The organism is Umezawaea sp., assembly GCF_057122925.1.
Window position 1 is genome coordinate 1 of sequence record NZ_DBNGPQ010000004.1, and the last position, 20,536, is coordinate 20,536.

Sequence of the window (20,536 nt, forward strand, 5' to 3'; positions counted from 1 at the left end):
GACCGGCGAGGGCACCTACGAGATCGATTCGCTCGACGACGCGCCACAGGGTACGTCGGTCACGCTGCACCTCAAGCCGGAGGACAGCGAGGACAACCTTTTCGACTACACCGCGGACTGGAAGATCCGCGAGGTCGTCAAGCGGTACTCGGACTTCATCGCGTGGCCGATCAGGATGGCCGGCGAGGAGAAGCCGCTCAACTCGATGAAGGCGCTGTGGGCCCGGCCGCGCAGCGAGGTCAGCGCCGAGGAGTACCACGAGTTCTACAAGCACGTCAGCCACGACTGGACGGATCCGCTCGAGACGATCCACATGAAGGGCGAGGGCACGTTCGAGTACGAGGCCCTGCTGTTCGTCCCGTCCCGCGCGCCCTTCGACCTCTTCAGCCGGGACGGCAAGCGCGGCGTCCAGCTGTACGTCAAGCGCGTGTTCATCATGGACGACTGCGCGGCGCTCGTCCCGCAGTACCTGCGCTTCGTCAAGGGTGTCGTCGACGCGCAGGACCTGTCGCTCAACGTCTCGCGCGAGATCCTCCAGCAGGACCGGCAGATCCGGATGATCCGCCGCCGCCTGGTGAAGAAGGTCCTCCAGACGGTCAAGACGATGATGGTGGAGAACCCCGAGAACTACGCGAAGTTCTGGGGCGAGTTCGGCGCGGCCGTCAAGGAGGGGCTCCTGGACGACGTCGACAACCGCGACTCGATCCTGGAGATCGCGTCCTTCGCGTCGACCCACGACGCCGACGCGCCCACCACGCTGAAGGACTACGTGGCGCGGATGAAGGAGGGTCAGGAGGTCGTCTACTACCTGACCGGCGAGTCGCGTTCCCTCATCGAGAACTCGCCGCACATGGAGGCCTTCCAGGCCAAGGGCTTCGAGGTCCTCGTGCTCACCGACCCGATCGACGAGATGTGGGTCGACGCGGTCTCCGGCTTCGACGGCAAGCAGTTCCAGTCCATCGCCAAGGGCGAGGTCGACCTGGACTCCGAGGACGAGGACAGGAACGCCGAGGCGAAGAAGGACTTCGCCGACCTGATGACGTGGATGACGACCACGCTGTCGGAGAACGTGAAGGAGGTGCGGCTGTCGTCGCGCCTGACCACGTCCCCCGCCTGCATCGTCGGCGACTCCTACGACATCACGCCGACGCTGGAGAAGATGTACCGCGCCATGGGCCAGGAGGTGCCGAAGCAGAAGCGCATCCTGGAGCTGAACCCGACCCACCCGCTCGTCACGGGCCTGCGCACGGCGCACGAGGCCCGTCCGGAGGACGAGGCCGTCGCGGAGACCGCGGAACTCCTGTACGGCATGGCCCTGCTGGCCGAGGGCGGCGAACTGGCGGACCCGTCGCGCTTCATCAAGCTGATGGCGCAGCGCCTCCAGCACTCGCTCTGACCGCGTGGTGGGGTGCAGGCTCCCCGGCACCCCACCACGGTCAGTCCTCGTCCGCCTCGGCCTCCGCCGCACAGGCCTGGTCGAGGACACCCCTGAGGTTCTTGCTGATCACCACCTTCTTGCGGTGGATGACCAGCACGCCGTCGTCCTTCAGCTCCTTCAACGCCTTCGTGACCGCCGGCGCGGACGCCCCGATGGCGGAGCTGACGTCGTCGCAGCTCAACCCGAGGTCCAGCAGGACACCCCTGTCGGTCCGCTCGCCGTACAGGGCTTCCATCCTCGCCAGGAAGGCGAGGAGCCGGATGGACACCTTGTGGTTGGCGAAGGCCAACGTCGCGTCCCGCAGGATCGTCCGCCGCGCGAACGTGCCCGTCAGGGCCCTGAGGGCCGCGGTGCTCTCCAGGAACGCCCTGAACTCGTCCCTCCCGACGACCAGCGCGTCACCGTCCTTCGAGGAGACGTGGCTCGCGTGCCTCGGCGTGCTGGCCCAGTGGGCTTCCGCGCCCAGCAGTTCGCCCGGCCCGGCGAAGGCGACCATCATCGGCCTGCTGCCCGCTCGTGCCTCGCGCACGGTCTTCACGTACCCGGACAGCACGACGGTGACCGAGTCGGGCTGTGCCCACTGCGCCGCGATCCGGTCACCCGCCCGGTGCGCGCGGCGTCGGCCGATCTTCCACAGCTCGTCGTGCAGCGGCCTGTCGAGCAGTGACAGGAAGACGTCACTCGGCCACGGCGCACCGGTGTGCGCGTGGATACCGCTCGTGCCCATGGCTCTTTCGTTCCTGCTCTCGTGGAACCCGTCCGCGACCGCGAACGGGGGTGGTGAACGGCGTCGTCGTCCTAGCGGACGTGGGCGTGCAGGAAGGCGAACGAGCCGCCCAGCGCGGTGAGCCCGGCCAGGACGGCGACCCAGGGGTTGCCGAACGCGAGGAAGGCGACCGAGCCCGTGACCAGGGCGCACAGGACCGCCGCGACCAGCAGCAGGGCGAGGCGCTGGGTGAAGGGCGGCGTGGAGTTCGTCATGCTGTTCTCTCCGGAATCGGGTGTCGTGCAGCGCCGCGTGCCCGCTCGGCGGTCACGACGCTGGGAGGAGGGGGATCGGTGGGGCGGCTAGCCCAGGACGTGGACCGCCGCGACCGTGAAGAGCAGCTGCGTCAGCAGCAGGAGGACGAGCAGTGGCCTTCCCACGCGGGCGAGGTCCTTCCACTGCCCCGCGAGGACGAGCCCGAGCCCCACCGTCCGGTGCCGCGGTCCTCTCCGGACCGGCGGCGCGGCGTCGGCGTCCGGCTCGTCCGCCGAGGGCGCTTCGGGTACGACGACCGGCTCGACCACCACGGTGGTCTCGCCGGGATCGGTCCTCGCCGCCTTCGTCGCGACGACCAGCCGTTCCCACTCCGCGGCCCACAGCTCGGCCTGGTCCGCGGGTTCACCGCAGCCCGTGACGAACAGGACCACCTGCTCCTTGCGGACGGGCAGGGTCTTCTTGCGGCACATGTAGTGGGCGGTCGACCTCGGCAGGCGGTCCGCGCCCGCCGTCTCGGAGATCTGCTTGAACGACCGGCCGACGGCGAGCCGGAGCTCGTCCAGCGCCACGACGTACTCCAGCTCCGTCGTGGCCGCACGCGCCCTGCCGAGCGGTGCCCGCTCGTCGTCAGTGCCGCTCAGCTGCGACATCGTGATGGGTCCTTCTCGTCGAGGCGCGCCTCGACCGTCGACGGTCGAGGCGCGGTGGCGGCCGCGCGTCCGCTGGGCGGTCGCGCGGGGTGGGTCGACCTGCCGGTGACCCGTGGGTGACGTCGAGTTGGCCGCGATGACCACCCGGCGCCACTCCTCGATCTCCCGACCGTCGACCATGCAGGCCCGGAGCACCGCCTCGGCACCGCGCCAGGTGAGGCGGTGGCCGAGGGTCAGGTCCGGGAACGCGCTGACGGGGAGCCCCGTTCGCGACGCCATCCACTTGATGGACGGGTGGCCGCACGACCGCCACGCGGCGAGCACGCGCTCGTGCAGCCGGTAGAACACCTCACCGCGGCTCCGCGGGGTCGGTCCGGGCATCGCTAGGCGGTGAGGGGTGTGGAGCGACCGTCGGTCGCGCGGAGGAGAGGTCGGGCGTCGCGGGGGTACCGCGAACACACCCGACGGGCGGGGGCGTTCATCTCGCTTCTTTCTCGGCCGTTCTTCGGTGACGTGGGTATTTCTTCGGCGAAGGGCCGGTCCGGGCGAACATCCGTTACCACGGGCGCCAACCCACGGCTGTTCGTCGAACTCGACCTCGCCGCCGAATACTAGCCTGAACCTCCCTCCGCATCGACGGTCGCGACGCCGCACCACTAAAAGCAACAGCGTTGCGCAAACCGGGCGGGCCGAACTTGAGACCGCCCGGCGCATTCACTCGATCGGTTATACGCAGAGTGGGGGATCTGCACCGTTCCAGCAGACTGGACGAATTCCGGACTCACCTCCGCCACGTGGCACGCGATGGACGATCCGTCCAAAGAGGTCGGTGTTTTGCCTGATCGGACAGGGCTGGACGGGGCTGGGCAGGGGTGGTAGTCGCCGGAGCTCTGGTCTACCGTGACCACCGGTTCCCCTCTTCGTCGAGACGAAGGGCGGGGGCACATCCCGTGGCTTCGTCCGGTGACGTGGGCAGCTCGGGTGCCGTAGCGGGTCACTGCGCCAACAGCGACCCGCTGCGGCCGCTCCACCACCCGGTTTCCGGGTTCGAGCACTTCCGAAGGCCCGATCGCCAGTGCGCCCAGTTCGTCACGGTGATCTGTGTCACTATTCAGATTTTGACCACGATCGGACCTGTGGCCAATACCCGCACCCGACAATGGGAGCGCTCCCCCAGCGGTGCGGCTGCCCCTTTGGCACACCCGTACCGCTGTTCCGACCCCGCTTTCCGGACCGCGTCGGTTAACCAATTGTCCCAAAAACTCGAAGGTCTCGGAATTCGCGCGATCGCTCCCCCGCGCGGCGGCGAGTCGGTAATCGAGCGGCACCCGTCCCGTGCGGTTCCGCGAATGTCCACCCGAACACGCCGCACTTTCGCGGAAATGGATCCGCGGGCCGACGCCGGATCCGTGCGTCCCGTCCTCTACCGTGGCCCCGTGCTCGACGTGCGCGGCCTGACCAAGGCCTACGGAGACCTGACCGTCCTGCGCGACGTCTCGTTCGCGGTGCGGCCCGGTGAGGCCGCGGCGGTGGTGGGGCCGAACGGTGCGGGGAAGTCGACGTTGCTGCACTGCGTCGTGGGGTCGGCCGAGGCCGACTCGGGCAGCGTCAGGCTCGACGGCGTGGAGGTGCGGGAGTCCGATCCGGCCGTGCGGGCGGCCGTGGCGGCGGTGTTGGACGACGTCGACTTCTTCCCCGACCTGTCGGTCGTGGAGCACCTCGACCTGCTCGCCCACGCGCACGGCGGTGGCGGGGTGGACGAGGTGCTGGTGGAACTGGGGTTGGACGGGGTCGTCGACCAGGTGCCCTCGACGCTGTCCAGCGGGCAGCGGCGGCGGCTGGCCCTCGCGTCCTGCCTGGTCCGGCCGCGGCGGCTGCTGGTGCTGGACGAGCCGGAGCAGCGCCTGGACGCGGCGGGGCGGGCGTGGCTGGCCGAGCGGCTGACCGCCGAGAAGGCGTCCGGCACGGCGGTCCTGCTGGCCACGCACGACGTCGAGTTGCGGCACGCCGTGGCCGACCGGCACGTCGACCTGGGCGCATGACCGACCGGAGCACCACGGCCCGGCGCACGACCCCGGCCACCGACCTGCGGCGGCGGCTCCGCCGCTACCGGGCCGACCCGCGCCCGCTGACCGCACGCCTCGCGGACCTCTACGGCCACGCCCTCTACGTCGTCATCGTCGGCGGCGTGCTCGTCTCGGCGGCGAACTCCGGGGTGGACTCGACGGCGCGGGCGCCGGGGCTCGTCCGGTGGACCGTCCTGGTCGGCGCGCTGCTGGCGGTCGCGCTCCTGTGCCGCGCGGCCATCGCGGTGGGGCCGGTGCTGGTCTCGCCCGCGGCGCGGACGTGGCTGTTCAGCTCACCCGTGGACCGCCGACAGCTCCTGGTGCCCAGGTTCGCCGCCCTGCTGGCCGCGGCGGCGGCCGTCGGGGCGGTGGTGGGCGGCGCGGTCTCGCTCCCCTCCGCGGCGGTGGGGGCGCCTGCCGGCGTGTTCGTGGCCGCCGTGCTGGTGGAGGCGCAGGCGAGCAGGCGCCAGACCACGTGGGCGCGCCGCGGGATCGCCGCGGTCGTCGCGGGGCTGGCCGTGTTCACCGCCGTGCTGGCGGCCGTGCCGGACCTCCCCTGGCCGTCGCCCGCGCCGGTGGCGCCCGTGGCGGGCGCGGTGCTCGTGCTCGCGACGGCGGCGGCGTGGCACGCCCACCGGGCGCTGGCCGCGATGACGCGGAGCGCGCTCTCCGACGGCGCCGAGATCGCCGCGGTCACGGCGACCGCCACCACGTTCCTCGACCCCGGTCTGCTGACGGGCACGCTCGTCCAGCGGCGGGCGCGGGCGCGGGGCGCGGTCCGGTCGGTCCGGTTCGCGGGCGGCCGTCGCCGGGCCCTGCTCCGCGCCGACCTGCTCCGCCACGCCCGCGACCCCCTGGGAGTGCTGGTCTTCCTCGGCCTGCTGCCCGTGCCCTACCTGGCCGCGCACCTCACGGCCCCGGACGGGGTGGCGGTGGTCCAGCTCGGGTGCCTGTTCCTGGTGGCCGACCGCTTCGCCAGGGGTCTGCGGCTGGTCAGCGGATCGGCGGCGCTGCGGCGCGCGCTGGGCGGCTCGAACGCCGAGCTGCGGCTGACGCACCTCGTCCTGCCCGCCACCGCGGCCCTGCTGTGGACCCTCGCCACGCCGGTCGTGGCGGTGCCGCACCTGGCGCTGTCCGTCGCGGGGGCCGTGGTCGCCGTCCACCGCGCCGCCACCGCGCCACCGATGCGGTACGACTCCCCGATCCTGGACACGCCGATGGGCACCGTGCCGATCGGGCTGCTCGCCCGGCTGTTCCGCGGCCCCGGCCTGCTGCTGCTCGTGGCCGCCGTCCACCTGTCGCTGTGACGACGAACGGGCCGGGTCCGCGGAGGACCCGGCCCGTTCACCTGGAACGACCTACCCGAGCTTGCCCTCGATGGCCGCGATGATCTTCGGCCGCAGCTCGGCGCAGCTGATGATGGCGTCCACCGAGCCGACGTCCACCGCGCGCTGGACGCTGTGCACCCGGTCGAACTCGGTGGCGACCTCGGACAGCTTCTCCGACCGCACGGCCTGGCGGATGTCGGCCAGCTCGGCGGTCAGCGACGCCTTCTCGCCGCCGGAGGACGCGGCGACGAGCGCCTCGGCCTCCCGCACGCGCGGGTCGTTGCCGGTCCGCTTGTCCACGTCGCGGGCGAACACCACGGCCGCGGCGGGAGCGCCGCCGATCACCGAGGCGAACGAGCCCTCGACCGCGAGCACGGTCATGTTCGGGTTCAGCGCCTTGGAGAACACCACGAACGCGCCGCCGTGGTACCGCGAGATCACGCAGAACACGATGGGGCCCTGGAAGTTCACCACCGCGCGACCGATCTCCGCGCCGTACTCCAGCTGGAGCTTGCGCATCGACTCGGGCGAGCCGTCGAAGCCGGACAGGTTCGCCAGCACCACGAGGGGCCGGTTGCCGCTGGCCGCGTTGATGGCCCGCGCCGCCTTCTTCGACGACCGCGGGAACAGCGTGCCCGCGGTGTAGGTGTCCGGGCCGTCGGTGGGCGGGAAGCCGCGACGGGGCACGGAGCGGGACTCGATGCCCAGCAGGCACACCGGACGGCCGCCGAGGTGGACGTCCTGCACGGCCGCCGTCTCGGCGTCGGCCATGCCCGCCCACCGCTCCAGCACCGGGTGGTCCTGGTCGGACAGCGCGCGCATCACCGTGCGGATGTCGAACGGCTTCTTGCGGTCGGGGTTGAACTCCGAGGAGAAGATCTGCCCGACGGTGGTGAACTCGCTGTCCGGCACGGCGTGCGGGAACGGCGACACGTCGCGGTCGACCGGGTCGGTCGTGGTGGTCGACCGGGGACCGGACTCGCCGGGCGCGACGTAGCTGTGGTCGTAGTGCGACATCAGCACTTCCCGCGCCGAGCGCAGGTCGGGCGCCCAGTACTGGGCCTGGCCGTTCGGGCCCATGATGCGGTCGTAGCCGCCGATGCCGTGGTTGTCCTCGGCCGAGACGCCGCCGGAGAAGTCCAGCGACTGCTTGCCGGTGAGGACCATCGCGGAGTCGGGCGTCATGACCAGGATGCCCTTGGTGTGCATGAGCATCGTGGCTTCGGCGTTCCAGTACGGCTGGGCGCCGACGTTGATGCCCGCGACGACGATGTTGATCTCGCCGCCGTCCTGGGTGAAGTTCACGATCCGCTTGAGCGCCGCCGCCACCCAGTCCATGTTCTCGGTGCCCGAGTCCATCGAGATGCGGGCACCCGCCGAGAGCGCGAACCACTCCAGCGGGATCCTCAGCTCCTCGGCCAGGTCGAGCGCGGCGATGACGCGGGCGCACTCCGGCTCGGACAGCGCGCCGAGCGCCTTCGTCGGGTCGCCCAGCAGCACGACGCGGGCCATGCCCTCCGGGTGGCGCGGGGTCGGCGTGGTGACGACACCGGCGACGAGCGCCGCGGTGTTGCCGCCGCGCGGGCGGTCGGTGGGGACGAGCTTGCCCGACCCGGCGTCCAGGTCGTACTCCTGGAACGTGCCGAACGACCCGGCGAGCATCCCGGTCAGCTCGTAGGGGTACACGGTGCCGCGGCTGTGGGCGCGCAGCACCTCCTGGCGGTAGTCGTCCAGGGGCTCGATCGGCTCGGTCGGCGGCAGCACCACGGACAGCCGGACGCCGGAGCCGACGTCGTAGCCGATGCGGACGGCGATGTCGACCAGCTCACCGGTCGCGGCGTCGCGGCGGCGGCCCAGGAACAGCACCTCTTCGAGGTCGGCCCCCGCGGTCGTCGGCATGACGCGCCGGGCGACGACGTTCAGCTCCTCGGGGCTGAGGTCGGTCGGCGGCCACACGTAGATGACGATGCGGTTGGTCGCGGACTTCTTGGCGCCCGGCTTCTTCGCCCTGCGGATCGCGTCGAGGCACGTCGCGAGGATGTCCTCGGCGGCGGGCAGCGCCACGAGCCTGCCCTCGTCGTCGCGCAGCGGGGTCAGGTCGCGGACCTGGCCCAGGACCACGAGGCGCTCGTCGGACGGGTTCTGCTTGGCCGTGGCGCGGAAGAGGTAGACCTCCTCGTCCGGCGACGCGAGCCGGGTGAGGTCGAACGCGCGCAGCCGTTCGAGCTGCATCCGCTCGGCGATGCGCGGGTGCAGGCCGCGGAGCAGGCGCTCCTCGGTGAAGCCCTCCGGCGACGGGCGGAACGTGAAGTGGTGGTGCATCACGGCACCGCTGTTGCCCGCGACGGTCGTGGTGATGCGGTCGACGCGCTCCGACGGCTGCTGGGCGGCGAGCACCTCCCCGAGCTTCGCGGCCATCGCGTCGGTGTCCGAGGGGCCGTCGTCCCACGTCAGGTAGAGGTCGGCCACCACGTCGCCGTCCTGGGCGAACCCGCTGACGGCGCGCACGGCCTCGGGCAGCGCGGGGAAGTCGACGGCCGTGGCGACCACGCGGCCGTCACCGGCCTGGGTGCGGTTCTCGGCGACGACGAACGTGCAGCCGTCGACCGAGGTCACCCGGACGTCGCTCAGCGCGCGGTTGCCGTAGTACCGGCGGGTCAGGACCTCCAGCAGCGCCGTCGGGTCCGCGCCCTCGCGGCCGATGCGCTGGCCCACCAGGCGGACCAGCGGCTCGGCGCTGGCGACCATGGCGGACACCCGCTCGGCGCGGTCCGCCGCGTCCGGGTGCAGGTCGAGGTGGCGCAGGTGCTTGCGGACGCCCGCGTAGACCTTGGCGCGGGTGCGGCGCAGCAGCGGCTGGGCGAACCAGCCGAACACGACGCCGCGGGCCAGGTCGGCCACGGCCGGGAAGCGGACCTGCGTCGCGGCGACCAGGTGCTCCAGCGCGAGGCCGACGGTGACGCGGTCCGCCTCGGGCGGCGGGCCCTCGGCGAGCCACTGGCGCAGCAGCGTGGTCATCACCGCGACGTCGGACGAGGAGCGCTCCTGGGCCAGGAAGATGCGGAAGACCGCGTCCTCCAGCTCCGGCGTGCGGTCGAGGCCGTCGACGCCGTAGTGCGACAGCACGTGGGTCAGGCGCTGGCGGAAGCTCTCCGACAGGCCCGCCCGGTCGGCGTCGAGGCTCTGGAGGTAGGTGTGGAAGTACTCGCGCGGGCTGTGCACCGAGGAGTCGGGCTTGCGCTCCTCGCCGACGGGCCGGTTGCGGCTCAGCTCGCACAGGTCGGCGAAGAGCTGCACGAGGGCGCTCTCCCCGACGAGCGCGCGCTGGCCCGCGCTGGTGAGGTCCTTGCGGGCCGCGAGGTAGTCGTTGAGCAGGCGGCCCGCGTCGACCGGGTCGACGTCGAAGCCGAGCAGCAGGCTCCGCAGGCCCTGGAGGCCGCGGGCGACCCTCGTCTCGGCGGGGGTGTCGAGCGGCTCGGCGGGCAGTTCCAGCGCGTCGGCCGGGACCGCGGCGGGCGAGGCGGCCTCGTCGCCGTCGCCGACCGGCTCCAGGCGGAGCAGGCGGGCACCCGACTCGACCTGGCTGCCGACCTGGACCGCCAGCTCGCGCAGCCTGCCGTGGAACGGCGCGCGCAGCACCGTCTCCATCTTCATGCTCTCCAGCACCAGCAGCGGCGCGCCCGCCTCGACCTCGTCGCCGACGGCCAGCGGCGTGGCCACGACCAGGGCGGGCACGGGCGAGCGCAGGACGCCGCCCTCGTCGCGGCTGATGCGGTGGGTGACGCCGTCGACCTCGACCTGGTGGACGGGACCGTGCGTGCCGGTCACCACCCGGAAGCGGACGCCGTTGACGATGAGCTGGCCGGAGTGGCGGTCGAAGCGCTCCACGTCCACGTCGGCGGTGTGCTCGGGGCCGCCCGCGGAGACGCCGACGCGGAAGCTGTGCGCGGCGACGCGGGACACCTGGACGCGGTAGCCGACGTCGCGGAGCTTCAGCTCCAGCGCGCGGCCGGTCTCGTGCTGGGCCTGGGGACGGCCGCCGTGCGCGGTGGTCAGCAGGCGCTGCCGCGTCACGGCCTCCTCGTCCTCGTAGGCCTCGATGGCGGCGGCGATCAGCGCGACCGCGGAGTTCTTGTGCGTCACCAGGCCGCCCTGCGAGCGGACGCGGTCGATCCAGCCGGTGTCGGCGGAGCCGTCGATCACGGCGGGCTCGTCGAGCAGGTCGCGGACGAAGCCCTTGTTCGTCACGCCGCCCGCGATGATGACCGTCGTCTCGGTCATGGCGCGGCGCAGCCGGGCCAGCGCCTCGGTGCGGTCGCGACCGTGGGCGATGATCTTGGCGATCATCGAGTCGAAGTCACCGGGGATGGTGTCGCCCTCGCTGAACCCGGTGTCGACCCGGATGCCGGGACCGCTGGGCAGCGAGAGGCGGACGATCCTGCCGGGCGACGGCGCGAAGTCGCGGTCGGGGTCCTCGGCGTTGAGCCGGGCCTCCACGGCGTGACCCCACTCGGCGGGGGCGGGCCCCTCCAGCTTGCCGCCCGCGGCGACGTGCAGCTGGGCCTTGACCAGGTCGACACCGGTGGTGATCTCGGTGATCGGGTGCTCGACCTGGAGACGGGTGTTGACCTCCAGGAACGCGAACAGGCGCTCACCGGGGTGGTAGAGGAACTCGACCGTGCCCGCGCCCTGGTAGTCCACGGCGAGCACGAGCCGTTCGGCGGAGGCCTTGAGGTCGGCGACCTGGTCGGCGGCGAGGACCGGGGACGCGGACTCCTCGATGATCTTCTGGTTGCGCCGCTGCACGGAGCAGTCGCGCACGCCCAGCGCCCAGGCGGTGCCCTGTCCGTCGGCGATCACCTGCACCTCGACGTGGCGCGCGCCCGTGACCAGGCGCTCCAGGAACACGACGCCGCTGCCGAAGGCGCGGGCGGCCTCCTGGCGCGTGAGGTCGTAGGCCTGGGTCAGCTCCTCCTCGGAGGACACCATGCGGATGCCGCGGCCACCGCCGCCGGCGGTCGCCTTGAGCATCAGCGGGTAGCCGATGTCCTGGGCCGCCTTGAGGGCGTCGTCGAGCGAGTCGACCGGACCGCCGCTCCACGGCGCCACGGGCACGCCGACCTGCTCGGCGATCAGCTTCGAGCCGATCTTGTCGCCGAGCTTGCGCATGGCCGCGCCGCTCGGGCCGACGAAGGTCACGCCGATCTCGGCGCACAGCTCCGCGAACTCCGGGTGCTCGGCGACGAAGCCCCAGCCCACCCAGGCCGCGTCGGCACCGGTCTCGACCAGCGCGCGCTTGAGGACCGCGTAGTCGAGGTAGGGGCGGTCGGCCGCCAGGCCCAGGTCGTAGGCGAGGTCGGCCTCCCGAACGAAGGTGGCCGTCCGGTCGGAGTCGGTGTAGAGGGCCACGGTCTCGATCCGTGTCCCCAACTCCGCGGACAGGTCCCGAACGGCGTGGATGAGCCGCATCGCGGCTTCCCCACGGTTGACGATGGCAACACGACTGAACACTGATCGGGCCTTTCGAAAGACGGCGAACGCCGACGGCCGTCGCCGTCGCAACGGAGTCAACACTCTCGACTGCCTACTGGTACAAGGTATGGCGATCGCAACGCGTGTCAGGTGCCCTGCGTTGTAAGGATCTGCCAAAAGACGGGCCGCCGACAACCCCTAGCACGCCCCTTCGGGAACCCCTACACCACGCGTGGTGTGATCTCGGCCGCGCTCCCGCCACACGTCCGCGGCGGTGGGGTGGGTGCTGCTCACCGGGGTGCGCCCCGGACCTCCCGGTTTGTGCGATAGCGACAAAGGCCAGCAGGGGTGGTGCGACCCGCGGCCCCTGCCTGCGGGTTTCCGAACCACCTCGCGACCGGTGCGGCGGTCCGCCGACGCGGCGGGCGTGCGCGCCGCGGACCGGGAGGCGATCGGGTCGGCGCGGCAGGCGGGCGATCGGGAGCACGGGTCCGACCGGCACCGGCGCAGGGTTCCAGCAGTCCGGCGTTCCGGCGCGGACCAGCAGCGGCCTCCACCGCCCGCAGCGCCCCTCGGGCCGGGACCCGTCGTCGACGACCCGCCTGGCGCGGGCGTCGCGCGGGGCGGGGGCGGGTCGCGCGCTCACCCGGTCTTCGGCACCGCCCGCAGGAAGAAGTGCAGGTACGCGGTGTCGCCGACCGGGTAGAACACCAGCGGCAGCCACTCCTCGTGCTCGTGGGCGCGGCCGGCGAACAGGGTGTCGGTCACCGGCACGAAGTCGAGGTCCCTCGACGGGAGGAGGTCGGCCGTCTCGCCGAGCCACCGGTACCTCATGCGCAGCACGCCGTCGCGGTCGGTCAGCTCGAAGTCGAGGCCCTCGCTGCGGTAGGTGCCCAGGTGCCGGGTGAGGTCGACCTCGGGAGGGGCAGACGGCGGCGCGAAGCGCGCCACCCCCACGCCCCCGAGGTCGGCCAGCAGCTCACCGACGAGCGCCCCGTGCAGCAGGCCCGCCTCGCCGCCGTTGGTGAGCAGGGCGACGGCGACCCCCGCGCCGGGCACCACGTCCAGGTGGGCGTACTGCCCGATCGTCGCGCCGCTGTGGCCGAACACCGGTCCGCCCGGCCGGTCGAACAGCTCCCACCCGAGCCCCCAGTGGCTGGGACCGCGCCAGGGGTTGGGCACCTCGACCTCGGGGGTCGTCATCGCCGCGACGGACCCGGCGGTCAGCAGCCGCGTGCCGTCCGGCGCGAGGCCGCCGTCCAGGTGCGGGCGGGCGAACCGGACGACGTCGGCGGCGCTCGCGACGATCCCGCCCGCCGGCCCGATCGAGCGCGGCAGGCTCCACACCGGGGCGGGCACCGGCTCGGTCCCCGGCTCGCCGGTGTGCCCCATCGCGGCGCGGAACCGCAGCACCTCCTCCGGCAGCGTCACGGTGTGCGCCAGGCCCAGCGGCTCGACGACCCGCTCGCGCAGCGCGGTGTCCCACACCTGCCCGGTGACGACCTCGACGACCCGGCCGAGGATCGTGAACCCGCTGTTGCAGTAGGACATCGTCGCACCCGGCGCGTGGTTCTGCCGCAGCCCGGCGCACGCCTCCACGTACCGCGCCACGCAGTCGTCGCCCCGGCCGGTGTCGTGGAAGAAGTCGCCGTCGATCCCGCTGGTGTGGTTCAGCAGCTGCCGCACCGTCACCGACTTCGTCGCCTCGGCGTCGGCCACCGCGAACTCCGGCAGCACCGACACCACGGCCGCGTCCAGGTCCAGCCGCCCCTCCTCGACGAGCTGGAGCACCAGCGTCGCCGTGTAGACCTTGCTGATGGACCCGATCTGGAACAGCGAGTCCACCGTCGTCGCCACCCCGGTGCCCCGGTGCAGCACACCGGTCGCGAACTCGTGGACCTCCCCGTCGGCCAGCACCGCGAGCACGGCCCCCGGTACCCCGTGCTCGCGAGCCAGCCCGTCGAGCTCGGCCTGCCACCGCGCGTGGTCGAGTGCCATCGCTTCCCCCTGTCCGGATGACCACCTCCCAGGGTGCCGGCGAAGCCGGTGATCGGGTCGGGCAAATGCGGTCTTCAGGACGTCTCACCCGGTTGGCCGCCGAGCCGGGGCGACGGCGTGGTGGAGGACACGGGCACCTCGCCCCGACCGGCGAACCGGTTCGCTCCACCGAAGGAGGACGCGGCCCAGGCGTGTCGATCTCCGGGAACGGGAACCCACGGGGTGACCGATCCGCTACCAGGAGGAGACCGCATGACCGGAGCAACCGCCGCATCACCCGCCGACGAGGTCCGAAAGCTGGCCGAACTGGCCTCGGGCATCCGCGTCGGGATGCTGACCACGATCGACGAGGTCGGCAGGCTCATCAGCCGACCGATGGCTCAGCAGGAGGTCGAGTTCGACGGCGACCTGTGGTTCTTCGCCGAGCGCGACTCGCGCAAGGTCGCCCACATCGTCGCCATCCCCGAGGTGTCGGTCACGCTGACCTCGAAGGACACCTGGATCTCGATCTTCGGCACCGCCGAGCTCGTGGACGACCGGGCGAAGGCCCGCGAGCTGTGGAACGGCTGGGTCGAGGCGTGGCTGCCGCAGGGTCCCGACGACCCCAACGTCGTGCTGGTCAAGGTGACGGCGATGTCGGCCGAGTACTGGGACACCCCCGGCGGCCGGATCGCGTCGGCGCTGAGCTTCGTGAAGTCGAAGGTCAGCGGGGAGCGCTACGACGGCGGGGACCACGCGACCGTGGACCTGTGACCTGGTCAGAACACCCGCGGTGGGCCCGCGACGACGCGGACGGTGAACCCCTCGTCGTCGCGGGCCAGCGTCACGTAGCTGCACGTCTGGTAGGTCAGCCACAGCCCGAGCCCCGCCGTGGCGGTCTTCGTCGTGGGCAGCAGGCCGACCGTCGGGTCGTGCGGGCCCGGCCCCTGGTCGGTGACCGTCAGGACGACGTGGTCGCGGTCGGCCCACAGCCGGAACCGGACCGGGGGACGGCCGTGGCTGAGGCTGTTCGTCACGGCCTCGCTGGCGGCGAACACCAGGTCGTCGGACTGGTCCTCGGTGAGCGTGGTGCGCGAGGTGGCCGCGCGCACGGCGCGGCGCACGTCCACCGGCTCGGGGTCGAGCAGCACCAGCGCGGGCGGGTTCGACTCCAGCGCGTCCGGCGGCGGCGGGGGCCTGCCGGTGAGGAAGGCCGACGGCGCCTCGAACCGGACGTTCACCCGGTGGTCGCCGGCCGCCGTGAGCACGCGGGGGTGCGTCCGGGTGACGTCGGCGAGCACCGGGGCCGGGGTGGTGCGGGTGTCGTACGGGCACAGGCCCCACAGCGGGAACTCGGCGAACGCCTCGTTGACCACGGCCTCGTAGCGCGCCCACGAGTCCCACGGGACGCCGACGCCGGGGTGCGGGACGTCGCCGATCACCCGGATCTGGCGCGCGCCGCCCGCGGCGAGGTCCTCGAAGACCTCGCGGTACCGCTTGATCGCGCTGGTGGGGCGGGAGTACTGGTCGTCGGCGGGCACGTAGGTGATCCCGCCGTCGGCATCGCCGAGGGCCTCGCGCAGGAGCTTCTCGTTCGTGGTGCCGCACGCGATCAGCGTCGGCTCACCCGCCGCGACGCCGTCGAGCACGAACGGCGCCACCAGCGCCAGGAACTCCTCGTCGGAGGAGTAGAAGGCCGCCTCGTGGAAGTAGCCCTCGTGCCCGCGGGCGGCCCCGGATCTCACTAGCGCCTCCCCTTCCGCACCGACGACGTGCCGCGGGGCAGGGAGCCCGCGGTGGTCGGCTGTCACCAGTCCACCGCGCCCCGCTCCAGCCCGGCTCTACGCCGATGGCGGAGCGCGACGGGTGCGGGGCGCACCAGCGCACCATACCCGGACGCGCGCTAGGAAGGCCCCTGCCTGGTGGGGAGTCCCTCGATCGCCTCGGTCATCGACAGCACGACCGCGTCCCCGAGCATCTCGAACTCCGACTTCAGGAACGGGTCGGCCACCTTCGCGAGGCCGTGGAACACGATGTGCGCGTGGTAGGTGATCTCGGTGCCGGAGCCCGAGGGCGTCAGCGTGAGGTCGTCGGTGGAGGTCGCGGTCTTGTTCTTCCCCACGAACGTCAGCCGGTTCGGCTCCAGCCGCTCCAGCCGGTAGTCCAGCTCGGTCTCCTTGCCCTTGAACTCGGACGTGTTGTGCCACCGCGACCCCACCTGGACGGGACCGGGGTCGGTCCGGACGCAGGTGACCGTGCCGGGGTCCCACTGCTCGGCGTTGGCGAAGTCCTTGAGGTACTCCACGACCACCTCGACCGGCCTGCCGACGGTGAACCTGCGCTCGACGTTGACCACTTCGTGCTCCTCGGTGTTCGCGTGTCAGGGGGACGGGTCGAGCCGCTGGCCCGGTGCTCCCGCCGTGGTGTTGCGCTGCTTCAACTCTGCCTCGAAGACGTGCCTGGCGCCGCCCACGAGCTCGTCGCGCACCCGCCGCTCCCAGGCCAGGAACGCCGCGCGGTAGCCGTCGTCGTACTCCTCGACCAGCTGGAACGTCCACCTGCCCGGCACCACGTTGCGCCCGATCAGGTCGCGTTCCAGCTCGTCGGCGAGCGCGGCGTGACCGGCCTCGCGCAGCAGGTCCGCCGCGCGGCCCGCCTTCGCGTCGGCGCTGCCGGAGAGCTGGTGGAAGTCGAACAGGCGACCGCGCGCCCGTTCCGCCGTCTCCAGCGCCTCGGTCAGCGCGCCGACGGCCTCGACGGTCGCGTCGTCGACGCCCGCGGGCCTGCGGCCCTCCACCTGTTCGCCCATGTCCGCCAGTTACCCACGGCCCGGCGGCGCCAACCACCCGCGGCCGTCACCCTTCCGGGTGCGGCGCCCGCTCGCGGAACCCGTGCAGGAAGGCGTCGAACCCCTCCCCGTTCGGGCCCATCAGCCGCAGGGCGCGCAGGAGGTCGCGCGCACGGCGCTCGTCGGCCGGTGCCCGCGCGGTCGCGGGGTCGGGCACCGGTCTCGGGAGTCGGGTCACTTCGGCTCGCGGCGCGGCAGGGGCTGGGTGGCCGGGCCTTCGAGCACCGCGCCGTCCACGTCGAACCGCGAGCCGTGGCACGGGCAGTCCCAGGTCGTCTCGGCGGCGTTGAACGCCACCAGGCACCCGAGGTGCGTGCACCGCAGGGAGACGCCGTGCAGCCGCCCGGCCCGGTCGCGGTAGACGCCCGTCTTGCCGAGCCCGTCGCGCACCACGTGGGCCTGCCCAGGGGGCAGGTCCTCGCTGCTGGTCGCGTCGGCGGGCGTGATCCGCGCGCCCACCAGGTCGAGCCCGGTGGAGGCGTTCATCTTCAGCAGGTCGGGCAGCGACGTGAGCGACACCCGGTGCGGGGTGAACACCGCGGCCCACGGGTTGGGGGTGCCCGCCACGGCGTCCGCCAGGATCGTGGCGGCGAACGTGGCCGTGGCCAGGCCCCACTTCATGAACCCGGTCGCCACCAGCAGCCGGTCCGAGCCGGGCAGGTAGGGACCGATCATCGGCAGGTGGTCGTAGGACGTGGGGTCCTGGGCCGACCACCGGTGGGTGATCCGCTCGACGTCCCAGTGCTCGCGGGCGAACGCCTCCAGCTCCTCGTACGGCGCCCCGGCCGGGTCGCCCGTCGCGTGCCCCTGACCGCACACGATCAGCAGCCCGTCGTAGGAGCTGAGCGACCAGGACGGGGAGCCCGCGCTGATCGCGAGCCCGGTGGGCGGCTCGCCGGACGCCAGCGACGCCGCGACGCAGTAGGAGCGGGTCGTCTCCAGGCGGGCGAAGTAGAGGCCGCGGTCGAAGACCGGGTAGTGGGTGGCGACCACGACCCGCCCGGCCGACACCGTGCCCTCGGCGGTGTGCACGCGGCACGGGGCTCCGTCGTGCAGCCGCTCGACGCGGCTGTGCTCGAACACCACCGAGCCGTCGCCGTCCACCGCGTCGGCGAGGCCGAGCAGGTAGCGCAGCGGGTGCAGTGCGACCTGGTCGTCCAGCCGCACGGCCGCGTGCACGTCGAACGGCACGTCCAGCCGGTCGTCGGCCGAGACCGGCAGGCCCGCGGCGCGCGTGGCGGCCAGCTCGGCCTCGACGGCCTCGACCTCGTCCGGGGAGTAGGCGTAGGTGAACGCGGGCGCGTGCCGCAGCCCGCAGTCGATGCCCTCCTCGCGCACCAGCCGGGTCAGCAGCGACACCCCGGCCTGGCTGGCGTCGGCGTACGCCTTGGCCGTCTCCGCGCCGTGCCGGGACGTGATCGTCGAGTACACGGTGGACTGGAGGGCCGTCACCTTGGCGGTGTTGTTGCCGGACGCCCCCGAGCCGATCCGGTCCGCCTCGACCACCGCGACCGAGAGCCCCTGGCGCTTGAGCAGCAGGGCGGTCGTCAGCCCCGCGATGCCGCCTCCCACCACGGCCACGTCGCAGACGTGCTCACCGCGCAGGGTCGGCCGCTCGGGGGCGGAGGTCGACCGGAGCCAGAGGGAGTGCTGTGCCGAAGTGGTGTCCACGGGGCGCGGGTACCCGCGATCGGCCGCGGCGACTCCTGGTGTTTGGCGCCGGGGGCACGGGGCACCCCGCCGGCATGGGTACTGACGACAAGATCGACGCCAAGACCGACGAGCTCAAGGGCAAGGCCAAGGAGACCGTGGGCCGTGCCACCGACGACGAGGAGCTGGAGGCCGAGGGTCACGGTGACCAGGCCAAGGGCAACCTCAAGCAGGCGGGCGAGAAGATCAAGGACGTCTTCAAGGACTGATCCCGCCTCCGACCAGAAGGCCCGCGCCCGCAGGGAGCGCGGGCCTTCGGCCTGTCCGGCCGCCACCGCGGCGAAACCGGCCGGTTCACCCGTTCGGGGAAGGACAGGGGGCTCTCCTCGGCCGTGCCCGCCCTGGTGGCGAACACCGGTGAGCGGCACCCGGTGGATGCGTGCGCACCCGCGGACCGCACCCTGGCCGGCCACCGTCGCGGTGGCCGCGAGCGCCCGCACGCCCGCGGCACCGGTGGCCCCCACCCGGCCCTGCCCCGCCGCGTCGGCCGCGGCGCAGGCCCTCGACCGGCTCAGGCACGCCCCGCGGGGGCGTCGAGGCTGTCGAGCGGGCGGACGGGGTACCGCACCAGCGCCGAGGTCGCGGAGCTGGCGGACGCGCGCCCGGACGTCGTGGAGCGGGCCGAGCCGCCGCACCGGACGACGGCTGGCCTGGACGCGGTCGGCGTGGGGATCACCCACGACGTGACCGCGTCCGACGGCAAACCCGTGCTGCTGGTCGCGGGCGCGCACCACGCGGGCGAGTGGGTGGTGGTGGAGTTCGCCACGGACCCCGTCCAGCGGGACGGGCGCGACCCGCGGATCACCGCCCCGCTGGGCCGGGTGCGGATCGTCGTGGTGCCGGTGGTCAACCCGGACGGGTTCCAGCTCTCCCGCGCGGGCACCGTGCCGGACGAGCGCCGCGACCGCCGGGTCGCGCACCCGGCGGCGCGGTGGTGCGCCACGAGCCCGAGGTCGACCTCGCGGAGCGCGCCGAACGCTGGGCCGGTTGGCCCCTCGCACCGCGGGCGCTCCCGTTCACCGGCGAAGTACACACGGCGTGGAATCGACCGGTAACGATTGGAGGTGCCCCGGAGTGCGCGTCGTAACAATGGCCATCGGCGACTCGATGGCACAATCGGGACGTCCGATCACGACGACACGAGGGATATCGTTCTCGCCGCAGGCCACAGGTGAATCATGATTTCGCACGCTCTTCGCCCGGAGGTCCGATGACCGCCCCGTCCACGTCGCTGATGACCGAGTTGCGAGCGCTGTGCCGTGGCCAGGGAGTGCAGGCGCCCGGAATCGACCGGCAGGTCGGGCCCGCGCTGCGCGAGGTGTGCGGCATCGTGGCGGCCGACGGCCCGGAGTCGGTCCGCGTCAAGCTGGGTCGCTGGGTCACCGGCATCACCGACCAGTTCCCGGCCGAACTGCGGCTCGCCGTGCTCGCACCCCTCGGGCTGCACGAGGGCGCGCAGTCGCGGTTCCTGTCCGACCGCGTCGACTTCCTCGCCAAGCTCCAGGACCGCGGCCCCCGCACCATCCGCCGCCGCATCGACGCGGGCCTGACCCGGCTCGTCGAGGCCGCCGCGGAGCGGGTCGTCCCGGCCGAGGCGCCCGACCCGGACAGCGGCTGGCGCCTGGTCGAGTTCGACGCCCTGCTGCGGCTGGACGGCGAGACGCCCACGTGCACCGAGCGCCGCACGATCCGCGCCGACCGCGACGGCGTGGACGAGGTCACCTGGTCCATCACCCTGCCCAAGGCCGCCGACGGCGTGCCCGACCTGGACGTGCAGGTCCTGCACGGGGTCGAGCTGATCTCGTCGGAGAAACCGGCGCCGCGGCGGTTCCTGCTGCGCCTGCGCCTGCCCCGCCCCCTCCAGGCGGGCGACGCGCACCAGTACTCGCTGGAGGTGCGGGTGCCGAGGGGCCAGCCGATGCGCCCCCTCTACGTGTTCTGGCCGGAGCGCGGCTGCGACCACTTCCGGCTCGTCGCGCGGTTCCCCGTCGACACCCCGCCCGCGGCGCTGTGGCGGGTCGACGGGGCGTTCCACCGCGACGTCGACGACCTCGCCGAGGGCAGC

Annotated in this window: 17 protein-coding genes; 7 read left to right on the top strand and 10 right to left on the bottom strand. The window is 72.9% G+C overall.

All coding sequences use genetic code 11. The annotated features are described in order from the left end of the window. The coding region (gene htpG, locus AC156L_RS00290) for a molecular chaperone HtpG (protein WP_484406503.1) at window positions 1-1,396 on the top strand (1,396 nt) is incomplete at its 5' end. Window positions 1,397-1,436: 40 nt separating this feature from the next. Here the strand turns inward: htpG and AC156L_RS00295 are convergent. The 3 genes from AC156L_RS00295 to AC156L_RS00305 all read right to left on the bottom strand — a co-directional run bounded on the left by AC156L_RS00295 (window position 1,437) and on the right by AC156L_RS00305 (window position 3,451). Next, window positions 1,437-2,165, bottom strand: a complete 729-nt coding sequence (locus tag AC156L_RS00295) for a Crp/Fnr family transcriptional regulator (RefSeq protein WP_330883072.1) — start codon at window positions 2,163-2,165, stop codon at window positions 1,437-1,439. 71 nt (window positions 2,166-2,236) lie between these two features. Next, entirely contained in the window at window positions 2,237-2,419 is a 183-nt protein-coding gene (locus tag AC156L_RS00300; RefSeq protein WP_330883070.1) for a hypothetical protein, read from the bottom strand. 87 nt (window positions 2,420-2,506) lie between these two features. Then, window positions 2,507-3,451 carry a hypothetical protein gene (locus AC156L_RS00305; RefSeq protein WP_330883067.1) on the bottom strand — a complete coding sequence of 315 codons (945 nt, stop codon included), beginning with the start codon at window positions 3,449-3,451 and terminating at the stop codon, window positions 2,507-2,509. A gap of 1,055 nt (window positions 3,452-4,506) precedes the next feature. On the opposite strand from AC156L_RS00305, the gene AC156L_RS00310 reads away from it, so the two are divergent. Then, a complete protein-coding gene (locus AC156L_RS00310; RefSeq protein ID WP_330883065.1) occupies window positions 4,507-5,112 on the top strand; it encodes an ABC transporter ATP-binding protein in 606 nt (201 codons plus the stop codon). Further along, window positions 5,109-6,443 carry a DUF6297 family protein gene (locus tag AC156L_RS00315; protein ID WP_330883063.1) on the top strand — a complete coding sequence of 445 codons (1,335 nt, stop codon included), beginning with the start codon at window positions 5,109-5,111 and terminating at the stop codon, window positions 6,441-6,443. Before AC156L_RS00310 ends, AC156L_RS00315 begins: the two co-directional genes overlap by 4 nt. Before the next feature lie 51 nt (window positions 6,444-6,494). On the opposite strand, the gene AC156L_RS00320 is transcribed toward AC156L_RS00315, so the two are convergent. Both AC156L_RS00320 and AC156L_RS00325 read right to left on the bottom strand, forming a co-directional pair. Continuing rightward, a complete protein-coding gene (locus AC156L_RS00320; protein ID WP_330883061.1) occupies window positions 6,495-11,975 on the bottom strand; it encodes an ATP-binding protein in 5,481 nt (1,826 codons plus the stop codon). A gap of 603 nt (window positions 11,976-12,578) precedes the next feature. Next, entirely contained in the window at window positions 12,579-13,934 is a 1,356-nt protein-coding gene (locus tag AC156L_RS00325; RefSeq protein ID WP_330883059.1) for a serine hydrolase domain-containing protein, read from the bottom strand. 252 nt (window positions 13,935-14,186) lie between these two features. On the opposite strand from AC156L_RS00325, the gene AC156L_RS00330 reads away from it, so the two are divergent. Continuing rightward, a complete protein-coding gene (locus tag AC156L_RS00330) occupies window positions 14,187-14,687 on the top strand; it encodes a pyridoxamine 5'-phosphate oxidase family protein (protein WP_330883057.1) in 501 nt (166 codons plus the stop codon). 5 nt (window positions 14,688-14,692) lie between these two features. Here the strand turns inward: AC156L_RS00330 and AC156L_RS00335 are convergent, their stop codons facing one another. From AC156L_RS00335 to AC156L_RS00355, 5 genes are all read right to left on the bottom strand, one after another. Beyond that, the gene (locus tag AC156L_RS00335) at window positions 14,693-15,658 is read right to left on the bottom strand and encodes a sensor histidine kinase (protein ID WP_330883055.1); all 966 of its coding nucleotides are present in this window, start codon (window positions 15,656-15,658) and stop codon (window positions 14,693-14,695) included. Window positions 15,659-15,816: 158 nt separating this feature from the next. Next, window positions 15,817-16,269, bottom strand: a complete 453-nt coding sequence (locus tag AC156L_RS00340) for an SRPBCC family protein (RefSeq protein WP_330883053.1) — start codon at window positions 16,267-16,269, stop codon at window positions 15,817-15,819. A gap of 24 nt (window positions 16,270-16,293) precedes the next feature. Further along, a complete protein-coding gene (locus tag AC156L_RS00345; RefSeq protein WP_330883051.1) occupies window positions 16,294-16,722 on the bottom strand; it encodes a hypothetical protein in 429 nt (142 codons plus the stop codon). A gap of 46 nt (window positions 16,723-16,768) precedes the next feature. Then, complete coding sequence (locus AC156L_RS00350) at window positions 16,769-16,939, bottom strand: hypothetical protein (protein WP_330883049.1); 171 nt, start codon at window positions 16,937-16,939, stop codon at window positions 16,769-16,771. After that, complete coding sequence (locus AC156L_RS00355) at window positions 16,936-18,432, bottom strand: FAD-dependent oxidoreductase (RefSeq protein WP_330883047.1); 1,497 nt, start codon at window positions 18,430-18,432, stop codon at window positions 16,936-16,938. The genes AC156L_RS00350 and AC156L_RS00355 overlap by 4 nt, the downstream gene beginning before the upstream one ends. Window positions 18,433-18,506: 74 nt before the next feature. Here AC156L_RS00355 and AC156L_RS00360 point away from each other — a divergent pair, with 74 nt between their 5' ends. The 3 genes from AC156L_RS00360 to AC156L_RS00370 all read left to right on the top strand — a co-directional run. Next, window positions 18,507-18,680 (top strand): CsbD family protein, encoded by a 174-nt coding sequence (locus AC156L_RS00360; protein ID WP_330883045.1) that lies wholly within the window; start codon window positions 18,507-18,509, stop codon window positions 18,678-18,680. A 123-nt stretch (window positions 18,681-18,803) separates the two neighbouring features. Continuing rightward, window positions 18,804-19,526, top strand: a complete 723-nt coding sequence (locus tag AC156L_RS00365; RefSeq protein WP_330883043.1) for a M14 family zinc carboxypeptidase — start codon at window positions 18,804-18,806, stop codon at window positions 19,524-19,526. A gap of 155 nt (window positions 19,527-19,681) precedes the next feature. After that, window positions 19,682-20,536 (top strand): hypothetical protein (locus AC156L_RS00370; RefSeq protein WP_330883041.1); only part of this gene is annotated, 855 nt, incomplete at its 3' end.

Coding starts and splice junctions, on each gene's coding strand:
- AC156L_RS00295 (WP_330883072.1), bottom strand. CDS start 2,165: ATGGGCACGAGCGGTATCCACGCGCACACCGGTGCGCCGTGGCCGAGT.
- AC156L_RS00300 (WP_330883070.1), bottom strand. CDS start 2,419: ATGACGAACTCCACGCCGCCCTTCACCCAGCGCCTCGCCCTGCTGCTG.
- AC156L_RS00305 (WP_330883067.1), bottom strand. CDS start 3,451: ATGCCCGGACCGACCCCGCGGAGCCGCGGTGAGGTGTTCTACCGGCTG.
- AC156L_RS00315 (WP_330883063.1), top strand. CDS start 5,109: ATGACCGACCGGAGCACCACGGCCCGGCGCACGACCCCGGCCACCGAC.
- AC156L_RS00325 (WP_330883059.1), bottom strand. CDS start 13,934: ATGGCACTCGACCACGCGCGGTGGCAGGCCGAGCTCGACGGGCTGGCT.
- AC156L_RS00330 (WP_330883057.1), top strand. CDS start 14,187: ATGACCGGAGCAACCGCCGCATCACCCGCCGACGAGGTCCGAAAGCTG.
- AC156L_RS00345 (WP_330883051.1), bottom strand. CDS start 16,722: ATGGGCGAACAGGTGGAGGGCCGCAGGCCCGCGGGCGTCGACGACGCG.
- AC156L_RS00360 (WP_330883045.1), top strand. CDS start 18,507: ATGGGTACTGACGACAAGATCGACGCCAAGACCGACGAGCTCAAGGGC.